The 23,109-nt window shown below is 67.2% G+C and carries 20 protein-coding genes; 6 read left to right on the top strand and 14 right to left on the bottom strand.

Annotated features, from left to right (window positions below; translation table 11 throughout):
- The first annotated feature begins 1 nt into the window (after position 1).
- Together folD and purU are read left to right on the top strand one after the other, a co-directional pair.
- Positions 2-907 carry a bifunctional methylenetetrahydrofolate dehydrogenase/methenyltetrahydrofolate cyclohydrolase FolD gene (folD, locus tag F804_RS0102290; protein ID WP_022706126.1) on the top strand — a complete coding sequence of 302 codons (906 nt, stop codon included), beginning with the start codon at positions 2-4 and terminating at the stop codon, positions 905-907.
- A complete protein-coding gene (gene purU / locus F804_RS0102285; RefSeq protein WP_022706125.1) occupies positions 904-1,788 on the top strand; it encodes a formyltetrahydrofolate deformylase in 885 nt (294 codons plus the stop codon). The genes folD and purU overlap by 4 nt, the downstream gene beginning before the upstream one ends.
- 84 nt (positions 1,789-1,872) lie before the next feature.
- Here purU and F804_RS0102280 read toward each other — a convergent pair whose 3' ends face one another.
- The 4 genes from F804_RS0102280 to F804_RS0102265 form a co-directional block, all read right to left on the bottom strand.
- The gene (locus F804_RS0102280) at positions 1,873-3,390 is read right to left on the bottom strand and encodes an ABC transporter permease (RefSeq protein WP_022706124.1); all 1,518 of its coding nucleotides are present in this window, start codon (positions 3,388-3,390) and stop codon (positions 1,873-1,875) included.
- Positions 3,391-3,399: 9 nt separating this feature from the next.
- Positions 3,400-4,449: a quaternary amine ABC transporter ATP-binding protein gene (locus F804_RS0102275; protein ID WP_022706123.1), complete on the bottom strand. Its 1,050-nt coding sequence runs from the start codon at positions 4,447-4,449 to the stop codon at positions 3,400-3,402.
- A gap of 68 nt (positions 4,450-4,517) precedes the next feature.
- Positions 4,518-5,480 carry an ABC transporter substrate-binding protein gene (locus tag F804_RS0102270; RefSeq protein WP_022706122.1) on the bottom strand — a complete coding sequence of 321 codons (963 nt, stop codon included), beginning with the start codon at positions 5,478-5,480 and terminating at the stop codon, positions 4,518-4,520.
- A gap of 32 nt (positions 5,481-5,512) precedes the next feature.
- A complete protein-coding gene (locus tag F804_RS0102265; RefSeq protein ID WP_022706121.1) occupies positions 5,513-7,834 on the bottom strand; it encodes a DUF1989 domain-containing protein in 2,322 nt (773 codons plus the stop codon).
- 151 nt (positions 7,835-7,985) lie between these two features.
- Between F804_RS0102265 and F804_RS15375 the strand changes: the two genes are divergently transcribed.
- Positions 7,986-8,972 (top strand): LacI family DNA-binding transcriptional regulator, encoded by a 987-nt coding sequence (locus F804_RS15375; RefSeq protein WP_245540296.1) that lies wholly within the window; start codon positions 7,986-7,988, stop codon positions 8,970-8,972.
- Here F804_RS15375 and pdxR read toward each other — a convergent pair whose 3' ends face one another.
- Together pdxR and F804_RS0102250 are read right to left on the bottom strand one after the other, a co-directional pair.
- Positions 8,973-10,445 carry a MocR-like pyridoxine biosynthesis transcription factor PdxR gene (gene pdxR, locus F804_RS0102255; RefSeq protein WP_022706119.1) on the bottom strand — a complete coding sequence of 491 codons (1,473 nt, stop codon included), beginning with the start codon at positions 10,443-10,445 and terminating at the stop codon, positions 8,973-8,975.
- A 73-nt stretch (positions 10,446-10,518) separates the two neighbouring features.
- Entirely contained in the window at positions 10,519-11,895 is a 1,377-nt protein-coding gene (locus F804_RS0102250) for an aminotransferase family protein (RefSeq protein ID WP_028725519.1), read from the bottom strand.
- Positions 11,896-12,173: 278 nt separating this feature from the next.
- On the opposite strand from F804_RS0102250, the gene F804_RS0102245 reads away from it, so the two are divergent.
- The 3 genes from F804_RS0102245 (at position 12,174) to F804_RS0102235 (ending at position 15,289) form a co-directional block, all read left to right on the top strand.
- Entirely contained in the window at positions 12,174-13,154 is a 981-nt protein-coding gene (locus tag F804_RS0102245) for a taurine ABC transporter substrate-binding protein (RefSeq protein WP_040595579.1), read from the top strand.
- A 70-nt stretch (positions 13,155-13,224) separates the two neighbouring features.
- Positions 13,225-14,025, top strand: coding sequence for a taurine ABC transporter ATP-binding protein (locus F804_RS0102240; RefSeq protein ID WP_022706116.1), 801 nt, complete (start codon positions 13,225-13,227; stop codon positions 14,023-14,025).
- Between the two features lies 1 nt (position 14,026).
- Positions 14,027-15,289, top strand: coding sequence for an ABC transporter permease (locus F804_RS0102235; protein ID WP_022706115.1), 1,263 nt, complete (start codon positions 14,027-14,029; stop codon positions 15,287-15,289).
- Positions 15,290-15,343: 54 nt separating this feature from the next.
- Here the strand turns inward: F804_RS0102235 and F804_RS0102230 are convergent, their stop codons facing one another.
- From F804_RS0102230 to F804_RS0102195, 8 genes are all read right to left on the bottom strand, one after another.
- Positions 15,344-16,075: a sulfite exporter TauE/SafE family protein gene (locus tag F804_RS0102230; protein WP_022706114.1), complete on the bottom strand. Its 732-nt coding sequence runs from the start codon at positions 16,073-16,075 to the stop codon at positions 15,344-15,346.
- Positions 16,075-17,565: an aldehyde dehydrogenase family protein gene (locus F804_RS0102225; protein ID WP_022706113.1), complete on the bottom strand. Its 1,491-nt coding sequence runs from the start codon at positions 17,563-17,565 to the stop codon at positions 16,075-16,077. The genes F804_RS0102230 and F804_RS0102225 overlap by 1 nt, the downstream gene beginning before the upstream one ends.
- Before the next feature lie 109 nt (positions 17,566-17,674).
- Positions 17,675-18,343 (bottom strand): DUF2848 domain-containing protein, encoded by a 669-nt coding sequence (locus F804_RS0102220; protein ID WP_022706112.1) that lies wholly within the window; start codon positions 18,341-18,343, stop codon positions 17,675-17,677.
- Positions 18,344-18,358: 15 nt separating this feature from the next.
- On the bottom strand, positions 18,359-19,642 hold the full coding sequence (locus tag F804_RS0102215) for a TRAP transporter large permease (RefSeq protein ID WP_022706111.1): 1,284 nt from the start codon (positions 19,640-19,642) through the stop codon (positions 18,359-18,361).
- Positions 19,639-20,184, bottom strand: a complete 546-nt coding sequence (locus tag F804_RS0102210) for a TRAP transporter small permease subunit (protein WP_022706110.1) — start codon at positions 20,182-20,184, stop codon at positions 19,639-19,641. The genes F804_RS0102215 and F804_RS0102210 overlap by 4 nt, the downstream gene beginning before the upstream one ends.
- Positions 20,185-20,199: 15 nt before the next feature.
- Positions 20,200-21,234, bottom strand: coding sequence for a TRAP transporter substrate-binding protein (locus F804_RS0102205; RefSeq protein WP_022706109.1), 1,035 nt, complete (start codon positions 21,232-21,234; stop codon positions 20,200-20,202).
- Between the two features lie 20 nt (positions 21,235-21,254).
- Positions 21,255-22,070 (bottom strand): putative hydro-lyase, encoded by an 816-nt coding sequence (locus F804_RS15370; protein WP_022706108.1) that lies wholly within the window; start codon positions 22,068-22,070, stop codon positions 21,255-21,257.
- A 93-nt stretch (positions 22,071-22,163) separates the two neighbouring features.
- Complete coding sequence (locus tag F804_RS0102195) at positions 22,164-23,045, bottom strand: LysR family transcriptional regulator (protein WP_022706107.1); 882 nt, start codon at positions 23,043-23,045, stop codon at positions 22,164-22,166.
- Between the last annotated feature and the right edge of the window lie 64 nt (positions 23,046-23,109).

Here is a 23,109-nt window from a genome sequence, read left to right as displayed (position 1 = left end):
GATGACCGCCCAGCTGATCGACGGCAAGGCCTATGCGACGGTCCTGCGCGACCGCGTGCGCAGGCGCACCGCCGCGCTGCAGGCCGAAACGGGCCACACACCGGGACTGGCCGTGGTGCTGGTCGGGCAGGACCCGGCCTCCGAGGTCTATGTCCGCGCCAAGGGCAAGCAGGCGGTCGAGGCGGGCATGCGCAGCTTCGAGCATCGCCTGCCCGCCGACACGCAGGCCGACGATCTGCTGGGCCTGATCCACCGGCTGAACGACGACCCGCAGGTGCATGGCATCCTTGTGCAACTGCCGCTGCCTGCGCATCTGGATGCGCGGGCGGTGATCAACGCGATATCGCCGGCCAAGGACGTGGACGGATTCCACATCTCGAATGTCGGGATGGTGGGGACCGGGCAGGATGCGATCGTGCCCTGCACCCCCCTTGGCTGCATGATGATGCTGCGCCATCACCACGCCGATTTCCGGGGCCTGACGGCGCTGGTGATCGGGCATTCCAACATCGTGGGCAAGCCGATGGCACGGCTGCTGCTGAATGCCGATTGCACGGTGATGGTGGCGCATAAATCCTCGACCAACATCCCCGAACTGGCGCGCATGGCCGATATCGTGGTGGTGGCCGCAGGCGTGCCGGGGCTGGTCCGGGCCGAATGGATCAAGCCCGGCGCGACGGTGATCGACGTGGGCATCAACCGCATCCAGCGCGACGGCAAGCCCGCCCTTGTGGGCGATGTCGATTTCGAGAATGTCCGCCATGTCGCGGGCGCGATCACCCCGGTTCCGGGCGGGGTCGGTCCGATGACGATCGCCTGCCTTCTTGCCAATACGCTCAGCGCGTTCTGCCATCAGAACGGGCTCGAGGATCTGCCCCTTCTTCTGGACGAACAGGATCCGACATGACCAATTACTGCCTTACCGTCACCTGCCCGTCGCGGCGCGGGATCGTGGCCGCGATCTCGACCTTCCTGGCGGAACACGACTGCAACATCACCGACAGCAGCCAGTTCGACGACCAGGAGACCGGCCGGTTCTTCATGCGCGTCAGCTTCACCCCCGAGGAGGGCGCGGCCCTGCCCGAGCTGGAGGCCGCCTTCGCGACCGTCGCCGGAGCGATGGGCATGACCTTCCAGTTCCATGACGAGGCCACGAAGATGCGCGTCGCGATCATGGTCAGCCGCTTCGGACATTGCCTGAACGACCTGCTGTACCGCGTCCGCATCGGCGCGCTGCCGATCGAGATCGTCGCCGTCATCAGCAACCACATGGATTACCAGAAGGTCGTGGTGAACGCCGACATCCCGTTCCACTGCATCAAGGTCACCAAGGACAACAAGCCCGAGGCCGAGGCCCAGATCATGAAGGTGGTCGAGGATGCGGGCGCCGAGCTGATCGTCCTGGCCCGCTACATGCAGATCCTGTCGGATCAGATGTGCCAGAAGATGTCGGGGCGGATCATCAACATCCACCACTCGTTCCTGCCCAGCTTCAAGGGGGCGAACCCCTACAAGCAGGCCTATGAGCGCGGCGTGAAGCTGATCGGCGCGACCAGCCATTACGTCACCGCCGACCTGGACGAGGGTCCGATCATCGAGCAGGACATCGTCCGCATCACCCACGCCCAGAGCGCGTCCGACTATGTCAGCCTGGGCCGCGATGTCGAAAGCCAGGTGCTGGCGCGCGCGATCCATGCCCATGCGCATCACCGCGTGTTCCTGAACGGCAACAAGACCGTCGTCTTCCCCGCATCGCCCGGCAGCTATTCCAGCGAACTGATGGGCTGAGGCGCGGCGCGGTTCTTCCGTCCCGATCACGACATGAAGAAGGCCCGGAGCGTGCTCCGGGCCTTTCGCGTCGTTGAGCCTGCATCACTTCCGTCCGGCGACAATCCGGTCGAGGATCAGCGCGCAGAACAGGATCGCCAGCCCCGCAAGGATGCCCTGACCCGCCGCCGCGTATTGCAGCGCCTCCAGCACGTCCTCGCCCAGGCCCTTGGCCCCGATCAGCGAGGCGACGACCACCATCGCAAGCGACAGAAGGATCGTCTGGTTCACGCCCGCCATGATCGTCTTGCGCGCCAGCGGCAGATCCACGCGCCACAGCAGGTAGCGGGGCGATGCGCCGAAGGCCATCGCGGCCTCTCGGACCGATGCGGGGACCTGCTGCAGGCCCAGCACGGTGAAGCGGATCACCGGCGGGCTGCCGAAGATCATCGTGGCGACCACGCCCGCGGGCTTGCCCGATCCGATGAAGGCCACGACCGGGATCAGGTAGACGAAGGACGGCATGGACTGCATGAAGTCCAGCACCGGACGCACGATCGCGAAGGCGGTCGGCCTGCGCGCGCAGAAGATGCCCAGGGGGATGCCGATGGTGATCGAGATCAGCGCCGCCGCGCCCAGAAGCGCGATGGTCGTCATGGCCTTTTCCCAGAAGTCCAGCAGCCCCAGATAGGCCAGCGCCGCGCCGGTGAAGATCGCGACGCTCGGGCCGCCGGACAGCCATGCCAGCATGACGAAGACCAGCGCGACCACGGGCCAGGGCGTGCCGACCAGCAGGATCTCGATCCAGTCTAGCAATCCGCGCATCCCCACGGTCAGCCCGTCGAAGAAGCCGCGTCCGGCGGTCTTGGTCCAGTCGAAGACCGATTGCACGCCGTCGCCCAGATCCAGCCGCCATTCGCGGTTCGTCGGAAAACTGTTCAGGATCGCGAAGGCGTCGGGCATCGCAAAGCGCAGGATCGACAAGCCGACGACCGCAGCCATCAGCACAGATGCGACGGACAGGCGGGCAGGGGACCAGCCGCTTGCCGTCGCGCGGTCCGACCGCCAGCGCACGAATTGTCGTTCCAGCGTCCAGTTCGCGATCGACGCCGCGACGAAGCGGATGGCCAGCAGCAGAAGAAGGCCCAGGGCGACATGCATCATGCCGCCCGCGATCGCGCCCTCGGCGGCGTCGCGTGCCGATGCCAGCGCCTGTTCCAGCGATGCGGCTGCCCTTTCCAGCGACGCGACCGAGCCGGAACCGGCCTGCCGCGCGGCCTCGATCTGCTGGCGGCGCAGGTCCAGCGTCTGCGCGATCTGTTCGGCGCGCAACCGGTCCTCGCGCCCCAGATCGCCGATAAGGCCGATGCCGATCTGCACGAAGGCCAGCGTCTCCAGCAGGACGAAGCCCAGGAACCACGACCACAACCCGCGCGCCCCGAACCACAGCGGCCCTAGCAGCGCCGCCGCCGCGTTCAGGGTGAAGCGGAAGCCCGGCGCCTGCATCATGTAGGCGAAGACGCGCTGGTAATAGGACCGGCCCCGGCCCGCGAACTCGGACACGAGGGCCTGCAGCTGCACCGCATTCTCGGGCGCCATATCGGATGTTTCGATATGCTTCATGGGATCACCTCAGGCTTGGCTTGACTGGATCGCGCGGATCAGCCGCGCGCGGTCGATGACGCCGACGGTGGCGTGATCGGACATCACGCGCAGGATGCCGTGGCCCTCGATTGACAGGTCCATCAGCGCGTTGAGGTCCATGTCGGGATGGGCCGCCATCGCATCCGCGGGGACGGGTCCGTGCATCGCCTCGTATTCCGCGGCAGGTTGCATGACCGAGCGCGCGAAGATCATGTCCAGCTTCGAGATGCCGGCCACGAAATCGGCGACATAGTCGTCGACCGGGTTCAGGATGATCTCCTCGGGGGTGCCGATCTGGACGATGCGGCCGTCCTTCATGATGGCGATGCGATGGCCGATGCGGATCGCCTCGTCCAGGTCGTGGGTGATGAACATGGTGGTCTTGCCCAGCCGCCGCGACAGCTGCATGAACTGGTCCTGCAGCTGCTTGCGGATCAGCGGGTCCAGCGCCGAGAAGGGCTCGTCCATCAGCAGGATCTCGGGGTCCGAGGCGATGGCGCGGGCCAGCCCCACGCGCTGCTGCATCCCGCCCGACAGCTCGTGGGCGTACTTGTCCTCCCATCCCTGCAGGTCGACAAGATCCAGCACGCGGTCGGCCTCGGCCCAACGGCGGGCCTTGCCGGTGCCGCGGATCTCCAGCGGCATGGCGACGTTGTCGCGCACGGTCCGGTGGGGCATCAGGCCGAAATTCTGGAACACCATCGAGACGCGGCGGTTGCGCAGATCGCGCAACCCGCGTTCGTCCAGCGCCATCACGTCGTCGCCGTCGATGAAGATATGCCCGTCGGTCGGCTCCAGCAGGCGGTTGACGTGACGGACCAGGGTGGACTTGCCCGAACCGGACAGGCCCATGACGCAGAACAGCTCTCCCTTGCGGATCTGGAAGTTGGCATCCGCGACGCCGACCACGCATTCGAAGCGGTCGCGGACCTCGGCCTTGCTCAGCCCCTCGTCGCGGATGGCGCGCAGGGCCTCCTTGGCGCGCGTGCCGAAGATCTTCCACACGCCCTGCGCGTCGATCACTGTCTCGTCGGTCATGGCTTCTCCTTGCGGGGCGACGATCGGACCCCGGCCCGTATCGGGCGGGGGTCGGTACCAGGGCGCGGTCACCGCAGGCCCAGCCAGCCGTCGACGATCTCGCCGTTGGCATCCAGCCACTGGGCCACGGCCTCGTCGATCTCCTGCCCCTCGATCACGGTCTGGCGGGTCAGCTGCGACAGGTCGGACGCCTGCATGTCGATACGCGACAGGAAGGCCGCGGCGGCAGGGTTGCGTTGTTCCAGCGACCGGGAATAGGCGACGGTGACGGTCTTGACCTCGTCGCCCGTCGTGATCGAGGACTTGGCGAGCCAGTCGGCATCCTGGTCGGGTTGAAGCATCACGTAGGCTGCCGGGTCGTGTGCGGGTTCCTCGATGAAGGTCACGTCATAGATGGCGTGGACGAAATGCGGCTCGTAGCAGTAGAAGACGACGCCCTCCTTGCGGTCGATCGCGTCCTTCAGGCGGGCGTAGAAGACGGCCTCGTCCTCGGTCGTGGGTTCGAGGAACGTCTCGATCCCGTAATCGCGGACCTTCACGCGGTTGATGTTGGTCGAGGTCCACCCCGAGGCCCCGACCCAGATCTCGCCCTTGCCGTCGCCATTGCTGTCGAACAGGTCCTGCGCCATGGGCGTGGCAAGGTCGTAGACCGACTTCATCGCGTGTTCCTCGGCCATGTAGGTGGGAACGCAGAAGCCCGAACGCCCCTCGTAGCTGCCTTCGGACAGGGCGACGGTTCCCTTGCCCTCGACGAATTCGTCGGTGAAGGACGCCTGGTTCGGCAGCCAGACATCGGGATGCACGTCGATATCGCCGCGCTCGCCATCCATGGCCGAGAAGATGACCGCGTTCGCGCCGGGGGCATAGCCCGCCTCGCTGCCCAGCCGGGTCTTGATGACCTGCGCGACGATGCGGCTCATGACCTTGGCGCCGGGCCAGCTTGGTTCGCCGACCATGACCTTTTCCTGCGCGGTGGCCGAGGTCGCGGCCAGGACCGCCGCGATGGCGGTCAGGGATTTAAGCTTCTTCATGTCATATCCTCTCTGTCAGGGGGATGCGCCGGTCAGGCGCGCGCCCGCTTGCGTTGCGGGTCTATGAAGGGAATGTCGGTCACGGTCGCGCCAAGGCGCTTCATCCGGCCGTCCAGCTGGCCGATCTCCAGCCGGGTGTCGTTCAGCGCGTGCTCGACGCCGATGCGCGCGATGGCGATGGCGTGCCCCAGCATGGGCGAGCGGGTGGCCGAGGTGACGATGCCGACCTGTCTTTCGCCCGCAAGGACCGGATCGCCGTGATGTGGCAGGTCGTTGCAGTCCAGAAGCAGCCCCTTGAGCACGCGCCGCGGGGCAGCAGCATTGCGTTCAAGCGCGGCCTTGCCGGTGAAGTCGGGCTTGGTCAGATCGACGGCGAAGCCCAGGCCCGCCTCGAACGCGTCGATGCCGGGGGCGAATTCGGCGTTCCCGGCGGCCAGCCCAGCCTCGATCCGGATCATCGACAGCGCGTCGCTGCCCATCGGCGTGATACCGAATTCCTGCCCGGCCTCGATCAGCGCATCCCAGATCGTCAGCGCATCGGCGCGGGCGCAGAAGATCTCGTAGCCCAGTTCGCCGGTATAGCCCGATCTGGACAGCATGAACGGCGCGCCGTCGCGGTCGTTCAACCGCGCGACGGTGACGCCGAACCATTTCAGCTGGTCCAGCGCGGGCACGGTCGGTTGCGTGAAGACGATCCGGCGCAGCAGGTCGCGCGATTTTGGCCCCTGCAGCGCAAGGTTCGGCATCGCGCCGCCCAGGTGATGGATGCGGACCTGCAGACCCATCTGCCGGGCCAGCGCCTCCAGCACGCGGCCGCTTTCCTCGGACCCGCAGCACCAACGGAACAGGTCTGGGGCAAGACGGAACAGCGTGCCGTCGTCGATGACGGTGCCCGCCTCGTCGCAGATCAGCGTATAGGATCCGCGCCAGACCGCCAGCTTGGCCACGTTGCGGGTGGTCGCGTGCTGCAGCAGGCGCTCGGCATCGGGGCCGATGATGTCGTATTTGCGCAGCCCGCTCATGTCCTGGATCGTCACGTCGTTGCGGCAGGCCCAGTATTCGCCGATCGCCCCGTCCGCCGCGAAGCTGGTGGGCGCCCAGAGGTCGCGCGCGGGCGCGAAGTTCTGCGTCAGCGGGGCCAGCCGTTCGTGGAAGGCCGAATTCTGGCTGATCGTCATGGGGGCGTCTTCCTTTTCGCGGTAGGCCACGGCGCGGCGGATGGGGGTTTCGGGGCGATAGATGCGGACATGCACATCCGTCGGGTTCCAGCCGTTGATGGGGTCGATGTCGTCGGGACAGGCGGTCGAGACGCAGACAAGGTCGTCCATCGCCTGCATCGCCACGTAATCGCCGGGACGCGAATGGGATTCCTGCGTCATCAGGTGATGGGAATGCGGGTCGATCCAGGTGTTCCAGAAGAAGTTGATCGCGGGCCATGCGCGCCTGCGCTGCACGCCGAACGGTGCCAGCGCGTCGGACATGTTGTCCGAACAGTTCACATGGCCCGGAAAGCCGCGCTCCTCGTAGCCGCGCGCGTTGCAGGCCAGCCCGAAGGTGTCGTGACGCCCGCAGGTATCCTGCACCACGTTCAGCAGCGGGCGCATCTCGGCATCGAAGAACTTGTCCAGGATGCCCGGCCCCGGAAAGGCCCGCCGCACCATCGAGCGGGTGGCCGTGCCGTCGATCGACAGTTCCAGTCCGCGATCGAGGCCATCCGCGCGGAAGGCGTTGAAATCCGAGCATTGCTGCCCTTCGACGTCGATGATCTGCAGGAACTCGCCCTTCTTCAGCTCGTAGGCCAGGGCGGTTCCGCGCGGAACGGTGAATTCGTCGCGCACATCGCCCAGAAGCGGCGGCAGCAGCGGCGAATTCGTCGCCGCCTGCCGATGTCCGACGCGGACCGCGCCGCCCAGGCCGCCCGTCACCAGCGCCTCGGGTGGGGTCGGCCAGAAGACCCAGATCGTCAGGGGATCGCGGACGCGCAGCAGCAGCGGCTCGTCCAGCGGGGCGATGCGACAGGCGGGCAGGTCGCGGCAGGTTCCGCCGCAGGCCGCGATCCAGTCGAACATGGCTTGCGGATCGCAATCGCCCACATCCATCGCGGTATTCGCGGTCAGGCCCAGTTCGGCCAGCGCATCGGCGCCGCGCGGTCCGAAGGCAAGGATGCGGGCCTCGGCCCCTGCCGCGATCTCGACCGACACGAGGTCGCCTGCACGGGCATCCAGCCGCATCCCCTCGCGCGGGGCAAGCGCGCGATCGACCGGGGCCGAGCGTTTGGGAAAGCCGTGGAAGCTGCGGGCAGGGGTCAGGAAACCCATGTTGTCGAAATCGCGCAGGACTGTGTAAGCGGTCATCAGTCGGTCTCGATTCTGCAGATGTAACTGGTTACAGTTGGCGTGTAACTGGTTACATCCGTCAAGAACCTATACAGGTGTTCCTGCGAAAATGCAGGAACGGCAGGGTGGCGTGATCGAATCTCGGGCGGTGCGGATGAATAAAACGGCGATGCGGAAGCGGGCGAACCTGCGCGATGTCGCAGCGGAGGCGGGCGTGTCGGTGGCGACCGTCTCGCGGGTGATGAATTCACCGGCAACCGTGGCCCCGGCCACGCGCGAACGGGTCGAGGGTGCGATGCGGCGGCTGCAGTGGGTGCCCAGTGCGGCGGCCCGCGCGATCAATTCGGGGCGGACGCGATTCGTGGGCGCGCTGGTCCCCACGCTGGACAGCGACATCTTCGCGCGCGTGTTGGCGAACCTCGAACAGGGGCTGACCGCGCAGCGGCTGTCGCTGGTCGTCGCCACGACGGATGACGATCCCGATATCGAGCTCGCCAAGGCCCGCGCCCTGCTGGATATCGGGGCCGAGGGGCTGATCGTGTCGGGCATGACCCGCAGCCCCGACTTCGACGAGCTGGTCGCCCGTGCACGCCTGCCGGTCATCGCGATTTCCTGCCACGATCCGGATTACCGGATGCCGACCATCGGATATGACAACCACGGTGCCGCGCTGGCGGCGCTGTCCCATCTGACCGGGCTGGGCCATCGTCGCATCGCCGTCCTGCACGGCCCGCTGCGCAACGACCGGACGCAGCGCCGCGTCCTTGCGCTGCAGGGGCAGGGCGATGCCGATCTGACCTTTCACGAGACCACACTGTCGACGGCGGGCGGCTGTCAGGCGGTCCGGGGCGTGCTTTCGGGTCGGCGCCCAAGCGCGATCCTGTGCCTGTCCGATGTCATCGCCGCCGGCGCGATGGCCGAGGTGCAGCGCCACGGGTTGCGCATTCCGGACGACATGTCGGTGATGGGTCTCGACGATCTGCCCGGCTCGGCGCATCTCTATCCGGCGCTGTCGACGATCCACTTGCCGGTGTCGCGGATGGGGCGCGCCGTCGCCGATGCGCTGGCGGGCTGGGTCGAGAGGGACGAGAAGCCGGACCCGCAACTGCTGGATCACGAACTGGTCGTGCGCGCCTCGACCGGTCCCTGCCGATGATCAGGCGCGGGGGGCCTGCCGGATCGCCTCGGCCAGCAGGGCCATGCCGTCGCGGATGAGGTTCGCGTTGATCGAGGAATAGGCGATGCGGTAATGCGCCTTGTCGGGCGCGCGATGCGCGAAGAAGGCATTGCCGGGTTCGATCAGGACGCTGTTCCGGCGCAGGTCCAGCGCCAGCTGGGTCGTATCGACGCCGGGCGGGGCCTTCATCCAGAAGGACGACCCGCCATGCATGTCGCGCCCCGCGGGCGTCAGGCCGAATTCGCGGATGCAGCCCTCCATGATGGCGCGGCGCTTGCCATAGACGCGGGCCATCCGCGCAAGCTGGCTGTCGTAATGCCCGAGCGACAGGAAATAGGCGGTCGTGCGCTGAATATGGCTGGGCGGATGGCGCAGGACGACCGTGCGCAGCTTGCGCATTTCCTGGATCAGCGGCTTCGCCCCCACGACATAGCCCAGCCGCAACCCCGGAAAGATCGATTTGGAGAACGACCCGAGGTAGATGACCGACCCCGCCCGATCCAGCGACTTGAGCGCGGGTGCGGGCGGGTTGAGGAAGGACATCTCGAACTCGTAATCGTCCTCGACGATGAGGAAGTCGTCCTGCAAGGCTCGGTCCAGCATTTGCAGGCGCCGTTCCAGCGGCATCGTCACGTTGGTCGGCGCGTGGTGGCTGGGGGTGGTGAAGACCAGGTCCGCATCCGGCGGGATCCGGTCCGGCGGCAGGCCGTCGCCATCCACATCGACCGAGGTCGCGACATAGCGCATCTGGTCGAAGATCCGGCGCAGCCCCGGAAAGCAGGGGTTTTCGACGATGGCCTTCTGCCCCTCGGACAGCAGCAGCTGCGCGATCATCCACAGCGCGTTCTGCCCGCCCATGGTGATCAGGATCTCGTCGGGATGGGCGCGGATGCCGCGGCGGGGCAGGATCTGGCGCAGGATGAACTCGACCAGCATCGGATCGTCGTTCTGGTAATGGTCCTGCGCAAGGCTGTCGAAATCGCGCCGCCCGACCGCGCGCAGGGCGCAGTTGCGCCAGTTGCCGTGGTCGAACAGGTCCGGGTCCGACTGGCCATAGATGAAGGGAAAGCGGTAATCGCTCCAGTTCGGGGGGCGCAGGATGTCGTCGCGCTGCAGGGTCCGGCGCGTCAGCTTGCGGTCCCAGTCCACGCCGCCGCGGCTGTCCTCGGCCTGGTCGGCGAAGACGGGGCGCGTAGGCGCGGTATCGGCCACGAAATAGCCCGACCTGTCGCGCGAGACGAGGTATTCGTTCGCGACCAGTTCCGTATATCCAAGCGTGACCGTGATCCGGGACACGCCCAGATGTTCGGCCAGCCTGCGCGAGGACGGCATCTTCTCGCCGGGGGCGCAGCGCCCCGAGACGATCGCCTCGGCCACGACCTGCTGGATCTGCTGCTGAAGGGTCGCGTCGCTCTTGGCGGGCAGAAGGAAGATTTCGGGTGGTATCGCCAATTGCCGTTCCGTCGCACGGGTGGTTCGGACCGCAGGTTAGCGCGGTCCGAACCCGTTGCGCAATCGCCGCCGGTCAGCCGAAGACGCGCGTCAGGGCGACGTCGATGGCCGCGGTGATCGCGTCGATGTCCTCGGCGGTGGCGATCAGGGCAGGGGCCAGGCACAGCGTGTTGTTGAAGCCCGGGATCGCCCGCGCTGTCGCGCCGATGATGACGCCCTGCGCCATGCATTCCGCGATGACGGCCTGCACCTTGGCCTCGGGGGCGGGTTCCTTGGTTTCCCGATCCGCGACCAGTTCGGCCCCGCAGAACAGTCCCAGCCCGCGCACGTCGCCGATCGCCGCGTGGCGTTCCTGCAATTCGCGCAGGTTGCCCATCAGCCGCTCGCCCATGGCCAGCGTGTTCTCCAGCAGGCCCTCTTCCTCGATGATGCGCATGTTCTCCAGCGCTGCCGCCGGCCCGCCGGTGCAGCCGCCATAGGTCGAGATGTCGCGGAAATGACCCATCGGATCGCTGGCATCCTTGAACATCTCGAAGACCTTCTCGGTCGTGACAAGACAGGCGATCGCGGCATAGCCCGAGGCCACGCCCTTGGCCATCGTCACCAGGTCCGGCTGGATGCCGTAATGCTGGTATCCGAACCACTTGCCGGTGCGTCCGATGCCGCAGACCACCTCGTCCAGATGCAGCAGGATGTCGTATTTGCGGCAGATCTCCTGCACGCGCTGCCAATACCCTTCGGGCGGGGTGATGACGCCGCCGCCCGCCGTCACGGTTTCAAGGCACAGCGCGCCGACGGTCTCGGGGCCCTCGCGCAGGATCACCTCATCGATGGCGTCGGCCGCGCGCTGGCCGTAATTCTCGACATCCCACTGCGCGCGGTATTCCAGGCAGTGCGGCACCTCGACGAAGCCGGGGGTATAGGGGCCGTAATGGGCGTTCCGCTCGAACTGGCCGCCCGCCGAGATCGTCGAGATGGTCGAGCCGTGATAGTCGCGCTCGCGATAAAGGATCTTGTACTTCTGCCCGCCGTAACGCTTCTGCGCGATCTGGCGGACCATCTTGAACGCCTTCTCGTTGGCCTCGGACCCCGAGTTGACATAGTAGACGCGGCTCATGCCCGGCATCCGCTCGATCAGCTTCTGCGCGAACAGGGCACCGGGAACCGATCCGTTGTTCTGCGCGAAGAAGTTCATCTTCGTGACCTGATCGCTGATCGCCTGCCCGATCGTGTCGCGGCCATATCCGACATTGACGGTCCAGACGCCGCCCGACACGGCGTCCAGATGTTCGCGCCCCGTGGCATCCCAGACGCGCATGCCCTTGCCCTCGACCATGATGCGGGGGTCGGTCGTCTCGTGCGCCTTGTGCTGGGTCAGGTGATGCCAGACATGCGCGCGGTCGGCGCTGATGATTTCCGAGAAATCGTTGACGGGGGCGACTTGGTTCACGGGAGGGCACTCCAATCGGGGGCAAGGGAAGGGGACATGCTTCGGGGGACGATCCCGCCGCTGCGCATCTGGTCCCAAACTGTGCCCAAACTTGCAGCGCGAGTAGGGCCAGACGACCCCAAGCGATAGGTCCAGACTTGCAGGCATGTTGAGCGGCGCATCATCATCCGCCTTGATCGGATCATCGGCGGGCGCCCCATGCGGGTCGCCGTGCCGGAACGACAGGGAAAAGCCTTGCGGCCAACGCGTCGCCAAACATCCGCCCGAAGGAGAGAGAGATGAGAAGATTTGCCAGCATGATGTCCGCAAGCGCGATGGCGCTGGTGGCGGGCGCCGCCGCCGCCGAGGAACTGACCGTGGCCTATTTCCTGGAATGGCCGATGCCGTTCCTGGCCGCCAAGGCCGACGGCACCTATGACGAGGCGCTTGGCATGAAGGTCAACTGGGTCGCCTTCGAGACCGGCACCGCCATGTCGGCGGCGATGGCATCCGGGGATGTGCAGATCGCGCTGTCGCAGGGCGTGCCGCCCTTCGTGGTGGCCGCATCGGCCGGTCAGGCGCTGCAGACGCTGGATGTCGCCGTCAGCTATTCCGAGAACGACAACTGCGTCGTCGCGACCGCGCTGGAGATCGACAAGGGCAGCGCGGACGAGCTGGCCGGCAAGAAGGTCGCCGTGCCGATGGGCACCGCCGCACATTACGGCTTCCTGCGCCAGATGGAGCATTTCGGCGTGGACGTGGCCTCGCTGACGGTCGTGGACATGGCGCCGACCGACGGTGCCGCCGCGCTGGCCCAGGGCGAGGTCGATTTCGCCTGCGGTTACGGCGGTGGCCTTGCCCGCATGAAGGAGCACGGCAACGTGCTGCTGACCGGCGCCGAGAAGGAGGAGCTGGGCATCCTCGTCTTCGACGTGACCTCGGCCCCCGCCGATTTCGTGGTCGAGAACGAGGCGCTGGTGTCCGAGTTCCTGGCCGTGACCGCCGCCGTCAACGCCGAGTGGAACGAGAACCACGACCCCGAGATGCTGGCCAAGATCGCCGCGGAATCCGGCATGACCCCCGAAGAGGCCGAGGCCGCGATCGAGACCTTCGCCTTCCCCAGTGTCGAGGAACAGCTGTCGCCGAAATGGCTGGGCGGCAACGCGCAGAACTTCATGAAGGGCGTCGCGGACGTCTTCGTCGAGGCCGGCAGCATCGGCAGCGCGCTGGACAGCTATGCCGCGGCGATCAACACCGCGCCCTTGGCCGCGACCCAGTGAACCCTGCGTTCCGGGCGCGGCACGACCCTGCGCCCGGAACGACCACCCTTTGATTTCGGGAATACTGCCCATGGCATTTCTCAGCATCGACAACCTGTCCATGCGTTTCGACCTGCCCAAGGGCGGGCATGTTCAGGCGTTGAAGGACGTCTCGCTTGATATCGGCAAGGGAGAGCTTCTGTCGGTTCTCGGCCCGTCGGGTTGCGGGAAATCGACGCTTCTGAACATCCTTGCCGGGTTCCTTGCGCCCACCGCGGGCCAGGTCACGCTGGATGGCCGCCCCGTCACCGGCCCCGGCGCGGAACGCGGCATGGTCTTCCAGAAGGGCGCGCTGTTCGAATGGATGAGTGTGCGCCAGAACGTCGAATTCGGCCCCCGCATGAAGGGCATGGACGAGACCGAGCGCAACACCATCGTCGAGAACCTTCTGGACACGGTCGGCCTTGGCGCGTTCAAGACCAAGGCCGTCTACGAGCTGTCGGGCGGCATGCAGCAGCGCGTGGCGCTGGCCCGCTGCCTTGCCAACGACCCCGACGTGATCCTGATGGACGAACCCCTGGGCGCGCTGGACGCGCTGACGCGCGAGAAGATGCAGGGCCTCGTGCTGAAGCTGTGGAAGGAGACGGGCAAGACCATCATCCTGATCACGCATTCCGTCGACGAGGCGCTGCTGCTGGGCGAACGCCTGCTGGTCATGGCCCCGCGCCCCGGCCGCATCCACAAGGAATATCGCCTGCCCTTCGCCGAACGCGCGGTCGGCGCCGATCTGCGCTCGGTCAAGGAAGATCCGGCCTTCGGGGCCACCAAGAACGAGATCCTGGGCATGATCTGGGAAATGGAAGAGGAAATCATGGGCGGAGCAGAGAACTGACATGACCGGTCTCATCATACTTGCCGTCTATGCCGCGCTGTTCTTCGGGGCGGCGCTGGCCATATCCCTGGTGCGCAGGTCGATGGCCAAGGTCACCGACTTCACCTCGCTCAAGACCGTCACCTTCGGGGATGAAAGCGCCGTAAGGCCCGACCGATGGGCCTCGATCATCTCGGTCGTGGTGGTGTTCCTGGTCTGGGGCGCGTTCACCGGTTCGAAGCTGGTGCCGGTCCACGTGCCGGGGCCTTACACGGGGACGACCTCGTTCACCTACACGGCGACCGCGCCGGACGGGCAGCAGGCCGACGCCACAGTGACCGTGCTGGTCCACGAGACCGGCGCCGAGGCCGAGGACCCCGAGGCCGGACCCGCGACCGGCTTTGCCACAAGCGATGTCGCGACCGTCGCCGCATGGCGCTCGGTCCTGATCAGCGCGCAGCGCAACGATGGCGACGACGCGACCATCACCGCGATCGAAGGTCGCCCGATCCAGCCGGGCGGCACGGTCGCGGTCCCCGATGGCAGCGTCACGATGACGGCCAAGGGCTCGCTCAACTTCTCGCCCGACAAGGGCCTGCAGATGGAGCCGATCTGGATGCCCGCCCCCGAGGCCGTCGTCGCCCGCTTCTTCGAGATCGCGCGCGACGGATACCAGAACGTCGCCCTGCTGGAACATGTCGGCTGGTCGCTGTGGCGCGTGATCGCGGGCTTCGTGATCGGGTCGCTGGTGGGGATCCCGCTTGGCTACGCGATGGGCCTGTCGGGCTGGGCGCGCGGCTGGTTCGATCCCATCGTCGAATTCATGCGCCCCGTCCCGCCGCTTGCGCTGATCCCGCTGGTCATCATCTGGTTCGGCATCGGCGAGAACGGCAAGATCGTGCTGCTGTTCCTGGCCGCGCTGTGGGTCATGATCATCTCGGCCCGGGCGGGCGTGTCGGGGGTGAACATCACCAAGGTGCACGCGGCCTACAGCCTGGGCGCGTCGAAATGGCAGGTGCTGCGGCATGTCATCGTGCCGAACTCGCTTCCCGAGATCTTCACCGGTGCGCGGGTCGCGATGGGCGTCTGCTGGGGCACCGTCGTCGCGGCCGAGCTGGTCGCCGCCGAAAAGGGCGCGGGCAAGATGATCGTCGCGGCGTCCAAGTTCCAGGCGACCGACATCGTGATCATGGGGATCGTGCTGATCGGCCTGATCGGCTTCGGCATCGACATCCTGATGCGCAAGGCCGAAAGCTGGCTGGTGCCCTGGAAGGGCCGCTCCTGAGAGAAACGCGAAACGCCGCCCCGTCGGGGGCGGCGTTCTTCGTTGCGGATCGGTTCAGATCAGGCCCGCGACGCCCTTGATCCCCGTCAGCACCGCCGAGAAGAACAGCACGCCAAGCGCCGCGATCCGGTAATGCCCGTCGCCCAGCCGCTGGAACAGGCGCGTGCCCAGCCAGCTTCCGATCAGCATCGATGGATAGGCCGCGACCGCTGCCAGCACCATGTGCCAGCGCAGCACGTCCGACCCGATCGCAAGCGATCCAAGCGCGATGACCGCCGTGAAGGCGAAGAACAGCAGCAACGAGGCCCGGCTGGATGCCTTGCCCGCGCCCCGGCCCAGGAAATAGGCCACGGCGGGCGGTCCGGGCATCGCGGCCAGTCCCCCCAGCAGGCCCGCCACCGCACCCGCGGTGATCGCCGGGCCCTTGCCGTCGCGGATCGTGACCTTCGCCATCAGCGCCAAAAGGCCCATCAGCACCACGACCGCGATGGCAAGGCGCATGGCGTCGGCGGGCAGGCGGGTCGCGAAGAACGCGCCGACCGGCGTGCAGATCACCGCGCCCGAGCACAGCAGGGCCAGCGCCTTGCGGTCCACGCTGCGGCGGTTCTGTACGATATCCGTCGGCGCGGCGGCGATCTGCAGCATCTGCGCCATGACCACCGCCTGGATCGGCGGCACGCTGAGACTGTAGAGCGGAACGGCAGCAAGGGCGAAACCGAACCCGGTCACGCCCCGCAGAAAGCCCGCCGCCATGGTGGCGGCGGACAGCACGATGATGTCGTCCATCAGTCGAAGTTCATGACGATGGTCTTGGACCGCGTGAAATGCTCCAGCATCGCCTCGAGCGAGGCTTCCTTGCCGAGGCCCGACCGCCCGAACCCGCCATAGCTGACATTGGGCTGGATCGTCAGGTTCTGGTTCACCTGGACATAGCCCGCATCCAGCCGCGAGGTGCTGTCCAGCGCGACCTGCAGGCTGCGCGTCCAGACCGATGCGGCAAGGCCGTAATGCGTGCTGTTGGCGCGGTCGATGACCTCGTCGTAATCGCTCCAGCCCTGGACGACGGCGACCGGGCCGAAGATCTCTTCCATGATGCAGGGGTGATCGTCGGGAAGGCCCGTCAGGATCGTCGGCTGGACGAACAGGTCGGGCGACAGCGCCGCGTCCTTGGGCAGCTGCCCATAGCGGGTGACGGTCGCGCCGGGCGTGGCCTCGGCCTGTGCGACATAGCCCGCGATGGTCGCGGTCTGGCGGGCGTTGATGATGGTGCCGACATCGGTGGCCTCGTCCAGCGGGTCGCCGATGACCAGCCGGTCCAGCTGTTCGCCAAGGCGCTGCATGAAGCCGTCCATCAGGCTGTCATGGACATAGATGCGGCTGGCGGCGGTGCAGCTCTGACCCTGGCGGGTGAAGCGCATCCCCGAGATCGCGCCCGCGACGGCCTTGTCCAGATCCGCATCCTCGCAGATGATCATGGGCGACTTGCCCCCCAGCTCGAGCGAGACGGGGATGATCCGCGACGCACCGACCTTGTAGATCGCCTCGCCCACGGCCTCGGATCCGGTGAAGGTGATCTTGGCGATGTCGGGATGGCCGGTCAGGGCATTGCCGCAGACCGCGCCGGTGCCGTTCACGATGTTCAGCACGCCCGCGGGCAGGTGGGCCATCATGATCTCGGCCAGAAGGAAGGTCGCGAAGGGGGCTTCTTCCGAGGATTTCACCACGACCGAGTTGCCCGCGACCAGCGCGGGGCCGACCTTCAGCGCGAACAGGACCAGCGGCACGTTCCAGGGCACGATCGCCGCGACGACGCCAAGGGGCTCTCGCGTGGTCATGGTCAGCATGCGCGGGTTGTAGGGGACGGTCTGGCCCTTCAGTTCCGATCCCAGCCCGCCATAGAACTCGATGATATCGGCGGCGACGGCGACCTCGCCCCGGCATTCGGTGCGGATGGCCTTGCCGGTCTCGCGCGCGAGGACCTGGGCGATCAGCTCGGCGTTCTGGGCCACGGCGCGGGCTGCGGCGGCGACGCGCTTGCCGCGTTCGCGGGCGGGGACCTGCGCCCATGCGACCTGCGCGGCCTTGGCCGATGCGACGGCGGCTGCGGTCTCGTCGGCGTCGCTGGCGGCGGCCTGCCCCAGCACCAGCCCCGTGGCGGGGTTCAGCACGTCCAGCGCCGCCTTGGCGGGGACGCGCTGTCCGTTGATCAGGTTCACCTGCCGGTAATTCGCGAAGACCTCGTCCGGTGCGGTCTGGATCTGTTTCTGCGTCGTCATTAAGGATTCTCCGGCCATGGAACATTCGGCTGGGTCCGGTATAGATGGCGAAAGCCCCCCGGCGTTAGGGCCAGAGGGGCGGTTCGATAGTGCCAGTTTGACCTCCGGCTCAGGCGATGTCGGGCAGGGTGGTCGTGGCGTATTCATGCGTGATGCTGCGACCCGTCGCGGGGTCGGTCATGCGCATCCGGAATTGGCCCGCCGGACGCACGCCGCCGATCGCGCCGAAGGTGCCGCACATCATCGCGACGGGGCCGTCCTTGGCCAGGTCGTCGAACCCCGCGCCGTCGATCAGGTCGGCCAGCGGCCGGATCGAGGCCGCCGTGCCCTTCTGGTATTCGACCCAGTCGCCGCCCTCGTGGATCCAGCTTTCCAGCACAAGATCCTCGAGCCGGTCGGCGATCCCGTCCCAGTCCCACAGCTGGGCCGCGCAGGGCTTGGCGCAGACCTGCTTCGACATGGCGACCGAATGCGCCTCGAGCGCGCGGTCGGTATGGTCCGACCCCAGCCCCAGCCAGCGGCGGGCGCCGTCCTGCACGATCATCGGCTCGACCTCGCCCGAGGATGCCGGGCCGACGGCCTGGATTTCATCGGCGGTGGTCAGCAGCGATGCGGACACGCGATAGAACAGCGGCGTGGCCGAGGGCGGCTTGACCCCCAGTTCGGCCAGCTCGTCGATATGGTGCTGGATGGCGTCCTGGTTGCGGCCCGTCCAGCCCGCGATGATCAGGTTCGCGGGCGTCAGGTCCAGCGCCGTTCCGTCGACGGTGAATTGCATGAAGTCAGTCCTTTGCTACAGAATCGAGGGCAGCCAAAGGGCCAGCCCCGGCAGGGCGATCAGCGCCGCGATCATGCAGATCATGACCAGCACATAGGGGATCGCACCCATGATGACATCGTTGATCGAGCCGCTTTTTCGCGCGCCCTGCACCACGAACAGGTTCAGGCCGACGGGCGGGGTGATCAGCGCCATCTCGATCAGGACGATCATCAGGACGCCGAACCAGACCTTGTCATAGCCCAGCCCCGCCATGATCGGCACGACGATGGGAATGGTCGCGACCATCAGCGACAGCGTCTCGATGAAGAAGCCCAGCACCAGGTACAGCGCGATGACCAGCAGCAGCGTGCCGAAGGGCGACAGGCCCGACCCCTCGATCATCTCGGTCAGCTGCCGTCCCAGCCCCGCCGAGGTCATGGCGAAGTTCAGGAAGGACGCGCCCGCCACCACCAGCATGATCATCGCGGAAATGCGGATCGTGCCGTGCAGCGCCTGCGCCATTGCGCGTGGACCCAGCCCGTCGCCCAGGAAGATCGCGATCAGCCCGGCCATGACGACCCCGATCGCGGCGCTTTCGGTGGGCGTGGCCCAGCCTGCATAGATCGAGCCGATGACCACCGCGAACAGCAGGATGATCGGCACCAGCTGGATCAGGCTGTTCGCGCGTTCGGCCCAGCCGAAGCTGCGCGACGGCCCGCCCAGATGCGGGCGCGCAAGGCAGATCGCGGCGGTGACGGCGATGAAGGCCAGCGCCATCAGCAGCCCCGGGATCAGCCCCGCCGAGAACAGGCGTGGGATCGAGGTTTCCGTCAGGAAGCCATAGACGATCAGGTTGATCGAGGGCGGGATCAGGATGCCGAGCGTCCCACCCGCCGCGATCGCGCCGGAAAACAGGCGCGGATCGTAGTTCAGCTTCTCGGCCTGCGGCATGGCGACGGTGGCCACGGTCGCGGCGGTCGCCACCGACGATCCCGACGTGGCCGAGAACATCGTCGCGGTCGCGATATTGGCATGGACCAGCCCGCCCGGCAGCCAGGACAGCCACTTGTCCAGTGCCGCATAGGTGCGTTCGGCGACGCCGCCGCGCACCAGGATCTCGCCCAGCAGGACGAACAGCGGAATGGCGATCAGGGTCGAGGAATTCGAGGCCGACCAGATCACCTGTCCCAGCCCGCGCAGCAGCGGGAAGGCGGAATAGAACTCGCCCACGCCGATGCCCAGGATGAACAGGACGATGCCGACGGGGATCGACAGGGCCATCAGGCCCAGAAGGGAAATCGCGACGGTCCAGATCATTCCTGCAGCTCCGATCCCATGCCGATGGCGGCGTCGAATTCAGCGCGGCGGCCCTTGGCAAGATGCGCGATGCCGATCAGCGACAGCAGCGTCGCCGACAGCACGAACCACATCCAGCCCGAGAACCAGATGCCCTGCGGGATCCACAAGGGCGTTTCCAGCGGGGTGTTGGCCCGCGATCCGCGTTCCAGCGTCTTTTGCAGCACCGGCCAGCAATGCCACGCGATCAGCAGCACGACGCCGTTGGTGACGATCATGGCGAAGATGTCCATCGCCGCCTGCGATGGCTGCGCCAGCTTCTGGCGCAGCACGTCGATGCGGACATGCGCGCGGTCCAACAGCGCGCAGGCCAGGCCCCAGCTTGCGACGGCCGCCATGACATAGCCCGACACCTCGTCCGAGCCGCCAAGCGATCCCCAGCCGAATTTGCGCAGGATCACGTCTGTCAGGATGAAGGCGACGGTCAGCAGCAGCGCGACCCCGAGGATCAGCGCGACGATACGGTTGGCGCGCCGAAGCGCGCCGTGCAATGCATCTGTCATGGCGGTTGTCCCGGCTTACTGGATCGTCACGCCGACGGCCTGGCCGACGGTCTCGTTCCAGCGCGTGGCCCAGTCCCCGCCCGCGCGTTCCGCCCAGTCGGGCAGGACTTCCGAGGTCAGGATCTCGCGCGCGGTTTCGACATCGGCCTCGCTCGGTTCGACCAGGGTCATCGAGGCCGCCTCGCCCGAGGCGCAGTCGCCGGTGCCCGTCAGGCAGGCGATGTCATTGTCCAGACCGCCCTCGGCTGCGGCCCATGCGGGGGCCTCCAGCCCTTCGGCCACGGCGGATTTCAGGGTCGCCCGCTGGTCTTCGCTGAAACCGTCGAAGCGGTCGGCATTCATCGCGATCACGACCGCGTCCCAGCCGCCAAGCGGAATGGTCATCAGCGTGTCGGACACTTCCCACCAGCCCGCGGAATAGCCCGAGCCCGCGCCGGTCACCGCGCAATCGATCACGCCGCGCTCCAGCGACCCCGGCACCTCCGAGAAGGCGATGTTGATGCCCTCGGCCCCGAGCGCCTCGAGGAATTTCGTCGTCATGCGGCCCGAGCCGCGCACCTTCTTGCCCTCCAGATCGGCAAGCGAGGCGACCTCGCCCTTGCAGAAGACGACCTGCGGCGGATAGGGCGCGATGCCCAGTACCTCGGCGCCGAAGCGGTCGCGCATGATGTCGTCGACCATCGGACGGGCGGCCTCGACCATGGCCTGCGCCTGGGCGGGGGTGGTCGCGACCAGCGGCACGTCCAGACCTTCCAGCTCGGGCGCGTCGCCCACGGTGTAATCGGCCACCGTCGCGCCCACGTCGAAGACGCCGTCGCCCAGCATCCGGTAGACATCGGATCCGGCAATGCCCATCTGGTCGAAGCTGGTCAGCTGCGCGGTGAATTCGCCGTCGGTCAACTCGGGCAGCTTCTCGGTCCAGAAGGGGGTCTCGAAGTCCTGGTACAGCGGCAGGTTCGACCAGCTGCCGACGATGGCCAGTTCCTCGGCCAGGGTCGGGGTCGCCATCAGGGCGGTGCTGGCCAGAAGGGCAAGCGTGGTGCGTTTCATGTCATCTCTCCTGTTGGTTCTTATAGGTAGACGCCGGTCAGCCGCATCTCTGCGCGGTCTGCCGGAATGTCGGTGACCAGCATGTGGCCGGGGGCGTGCGTGATCGCCAGCGCGGGGCGGGCGCTGGCGATGGCGGCCTGCGGGGTGACGCCGCAGGCCCAGAAGACCGGGATGTCGCCGTCGCGGATATCGGGCGCGTCGCCATAATCGGGCGCGTGGATATCCGCGATCCCGATGCGCGACGGATCGCCCAGATGGATCGGCGCGCCATGCGCCAGCGGCATCCGCGCGCAGATCTGCACGGCCTCGATCGCGTCGGCGGCGGGCATGGCGCGCATGCTGACGACGACCGGACCGCCGAAGCGTCCGGCGGGGCGCGTCGGCAGGTTGGTGCGATACATCGGCACGTTGCGGCCCGCATCCTGGTGGCGGACGGGAATGCCCGCGCGGGTCAGCGCATCCTCGAAGCTGAAGGAACAGCCAAGCGCAAAGGACACCATGTTGTCCTGCCACAGATCGGCGATGTCGGTCGGCTCGGCCTCCAGTTCGCCGTCGCGCCAGATGCGGTATCGCGGCAGGTCGTGGCGCAGATCGATCCCGTCCCCAAGCGTCGGCAGCGCGGGATCGCCCGGTTCGCCCACGGCCAGCAGCGGGCAGGGGCGCGGGTTCGACTGGCAGAAGCGCAGGAAATCGGCGGCATCGCTGCCGCGCAGGATCACGAGGTTCGCCTGCAGCGCATCGCCGCCATGCCCCGCCGTGGGACCGTCGAAGCCGCCCCCGCGGATCTGCGCCCGAAGCATTCGCGGATCGTGCAGAATGGGGGCGGCGATGGTCATTGCGGTTCTCCTGCTGGGTTCCGAACAGGATTCAGCAGATCGTCATATCTTATCAATAGTTCATTCATGCCCATTACTGATCGCACAGTGCGATCAGTCGGCGGCGGCATCCAGCGCGGCGCGGGTCACCTCGCGGCCGATATCCTCGTTCCGTTCGGGCATGAAGCAGATGGCGAAATCCAGGTCGGGCAGGCGGGCGTCTTCGCGCGTCGGGATCTCCTCGATGCCGACATGGGGCCAGGCGCGGACGATGTCATGCGGGATCGTGCCGATGCCGAAGCCCTGCCCGACAAGGTGCAGCACCGTCGCCAGCGAGGCCGATCCGTGGACCGCCACCGCCTGCCTGCGCCCCGGAGACAGCAGGTCCAGAACCCGCCGGTGGGGCAGGGTGGATTTCGGAAAGGACACGATGGGGTTCGCAGCCAGATCGTCGATGCCCGCCGGGCGGGGCAGGGCGAAATGCGCGGGCGCCGCGAACCAGCCCAGGCTGACGGGGGGCAGGGCAGCCAGATGCGCGCCGCGGGGTGCCTGGTCGCGCAGCAGGATGGCCACGTCCAGCTGATCCTCGGTCAGCATCTGCGCCATCTGTTCGGACGTATCGACCGAGATCTCGAACCGCAGCAGGGGGTGGCGCGTGCGCAGGTCGGTCAGCAGGCGGGGCAGGATGGTGTGGGTCATCGTCTCGGCCACGCCCAGCCGGACGACGCCCGCCATGTCGCCCTGGGTCAGTTCCTCCAGGATGCGGTCGCGTTGGGCGATCAGGATCTCGGCCTCTTCGACCAGGCGGCGGCCGGGGGCGGTCAGCCGCACGCCGCGCCCGTCGCGCTCGAAGATGGTGATGCGCATCCGGCTTTCCAGATGACGCACGCGACGAGAGATCGCGGATTGCGCCAGCCCCGTCGCGTCCGATGCCGCGCGAAAGCCGCCATGACGCACGATGGCGCGGATGATGTCGATATCGCGGAATCCGAACATCCGGTCTGTTCCCCCCTTGTGGCGTCTGCCTGTTTCGTGGGCAATCGCGTGACGACCCGCCCGC

The organism is Paracoccus zeaxanthinifaciens ATCC 21588 (assembly GCF_000420145.1).
In the GTDB taxonomy this organism is placed as follows: domain Bacteria; phylum Pseudomonadota; class Alphaproteobacteria; order Rhodobacterales; family Rhodobacteraceae; genus Paracoccus; species Paracoccus zeaxanthinifaciens.
Note: the sequence above shows the minus strand (reverse complement) of the source record. Positions and strands in the feature narration are given on the sequence as shown.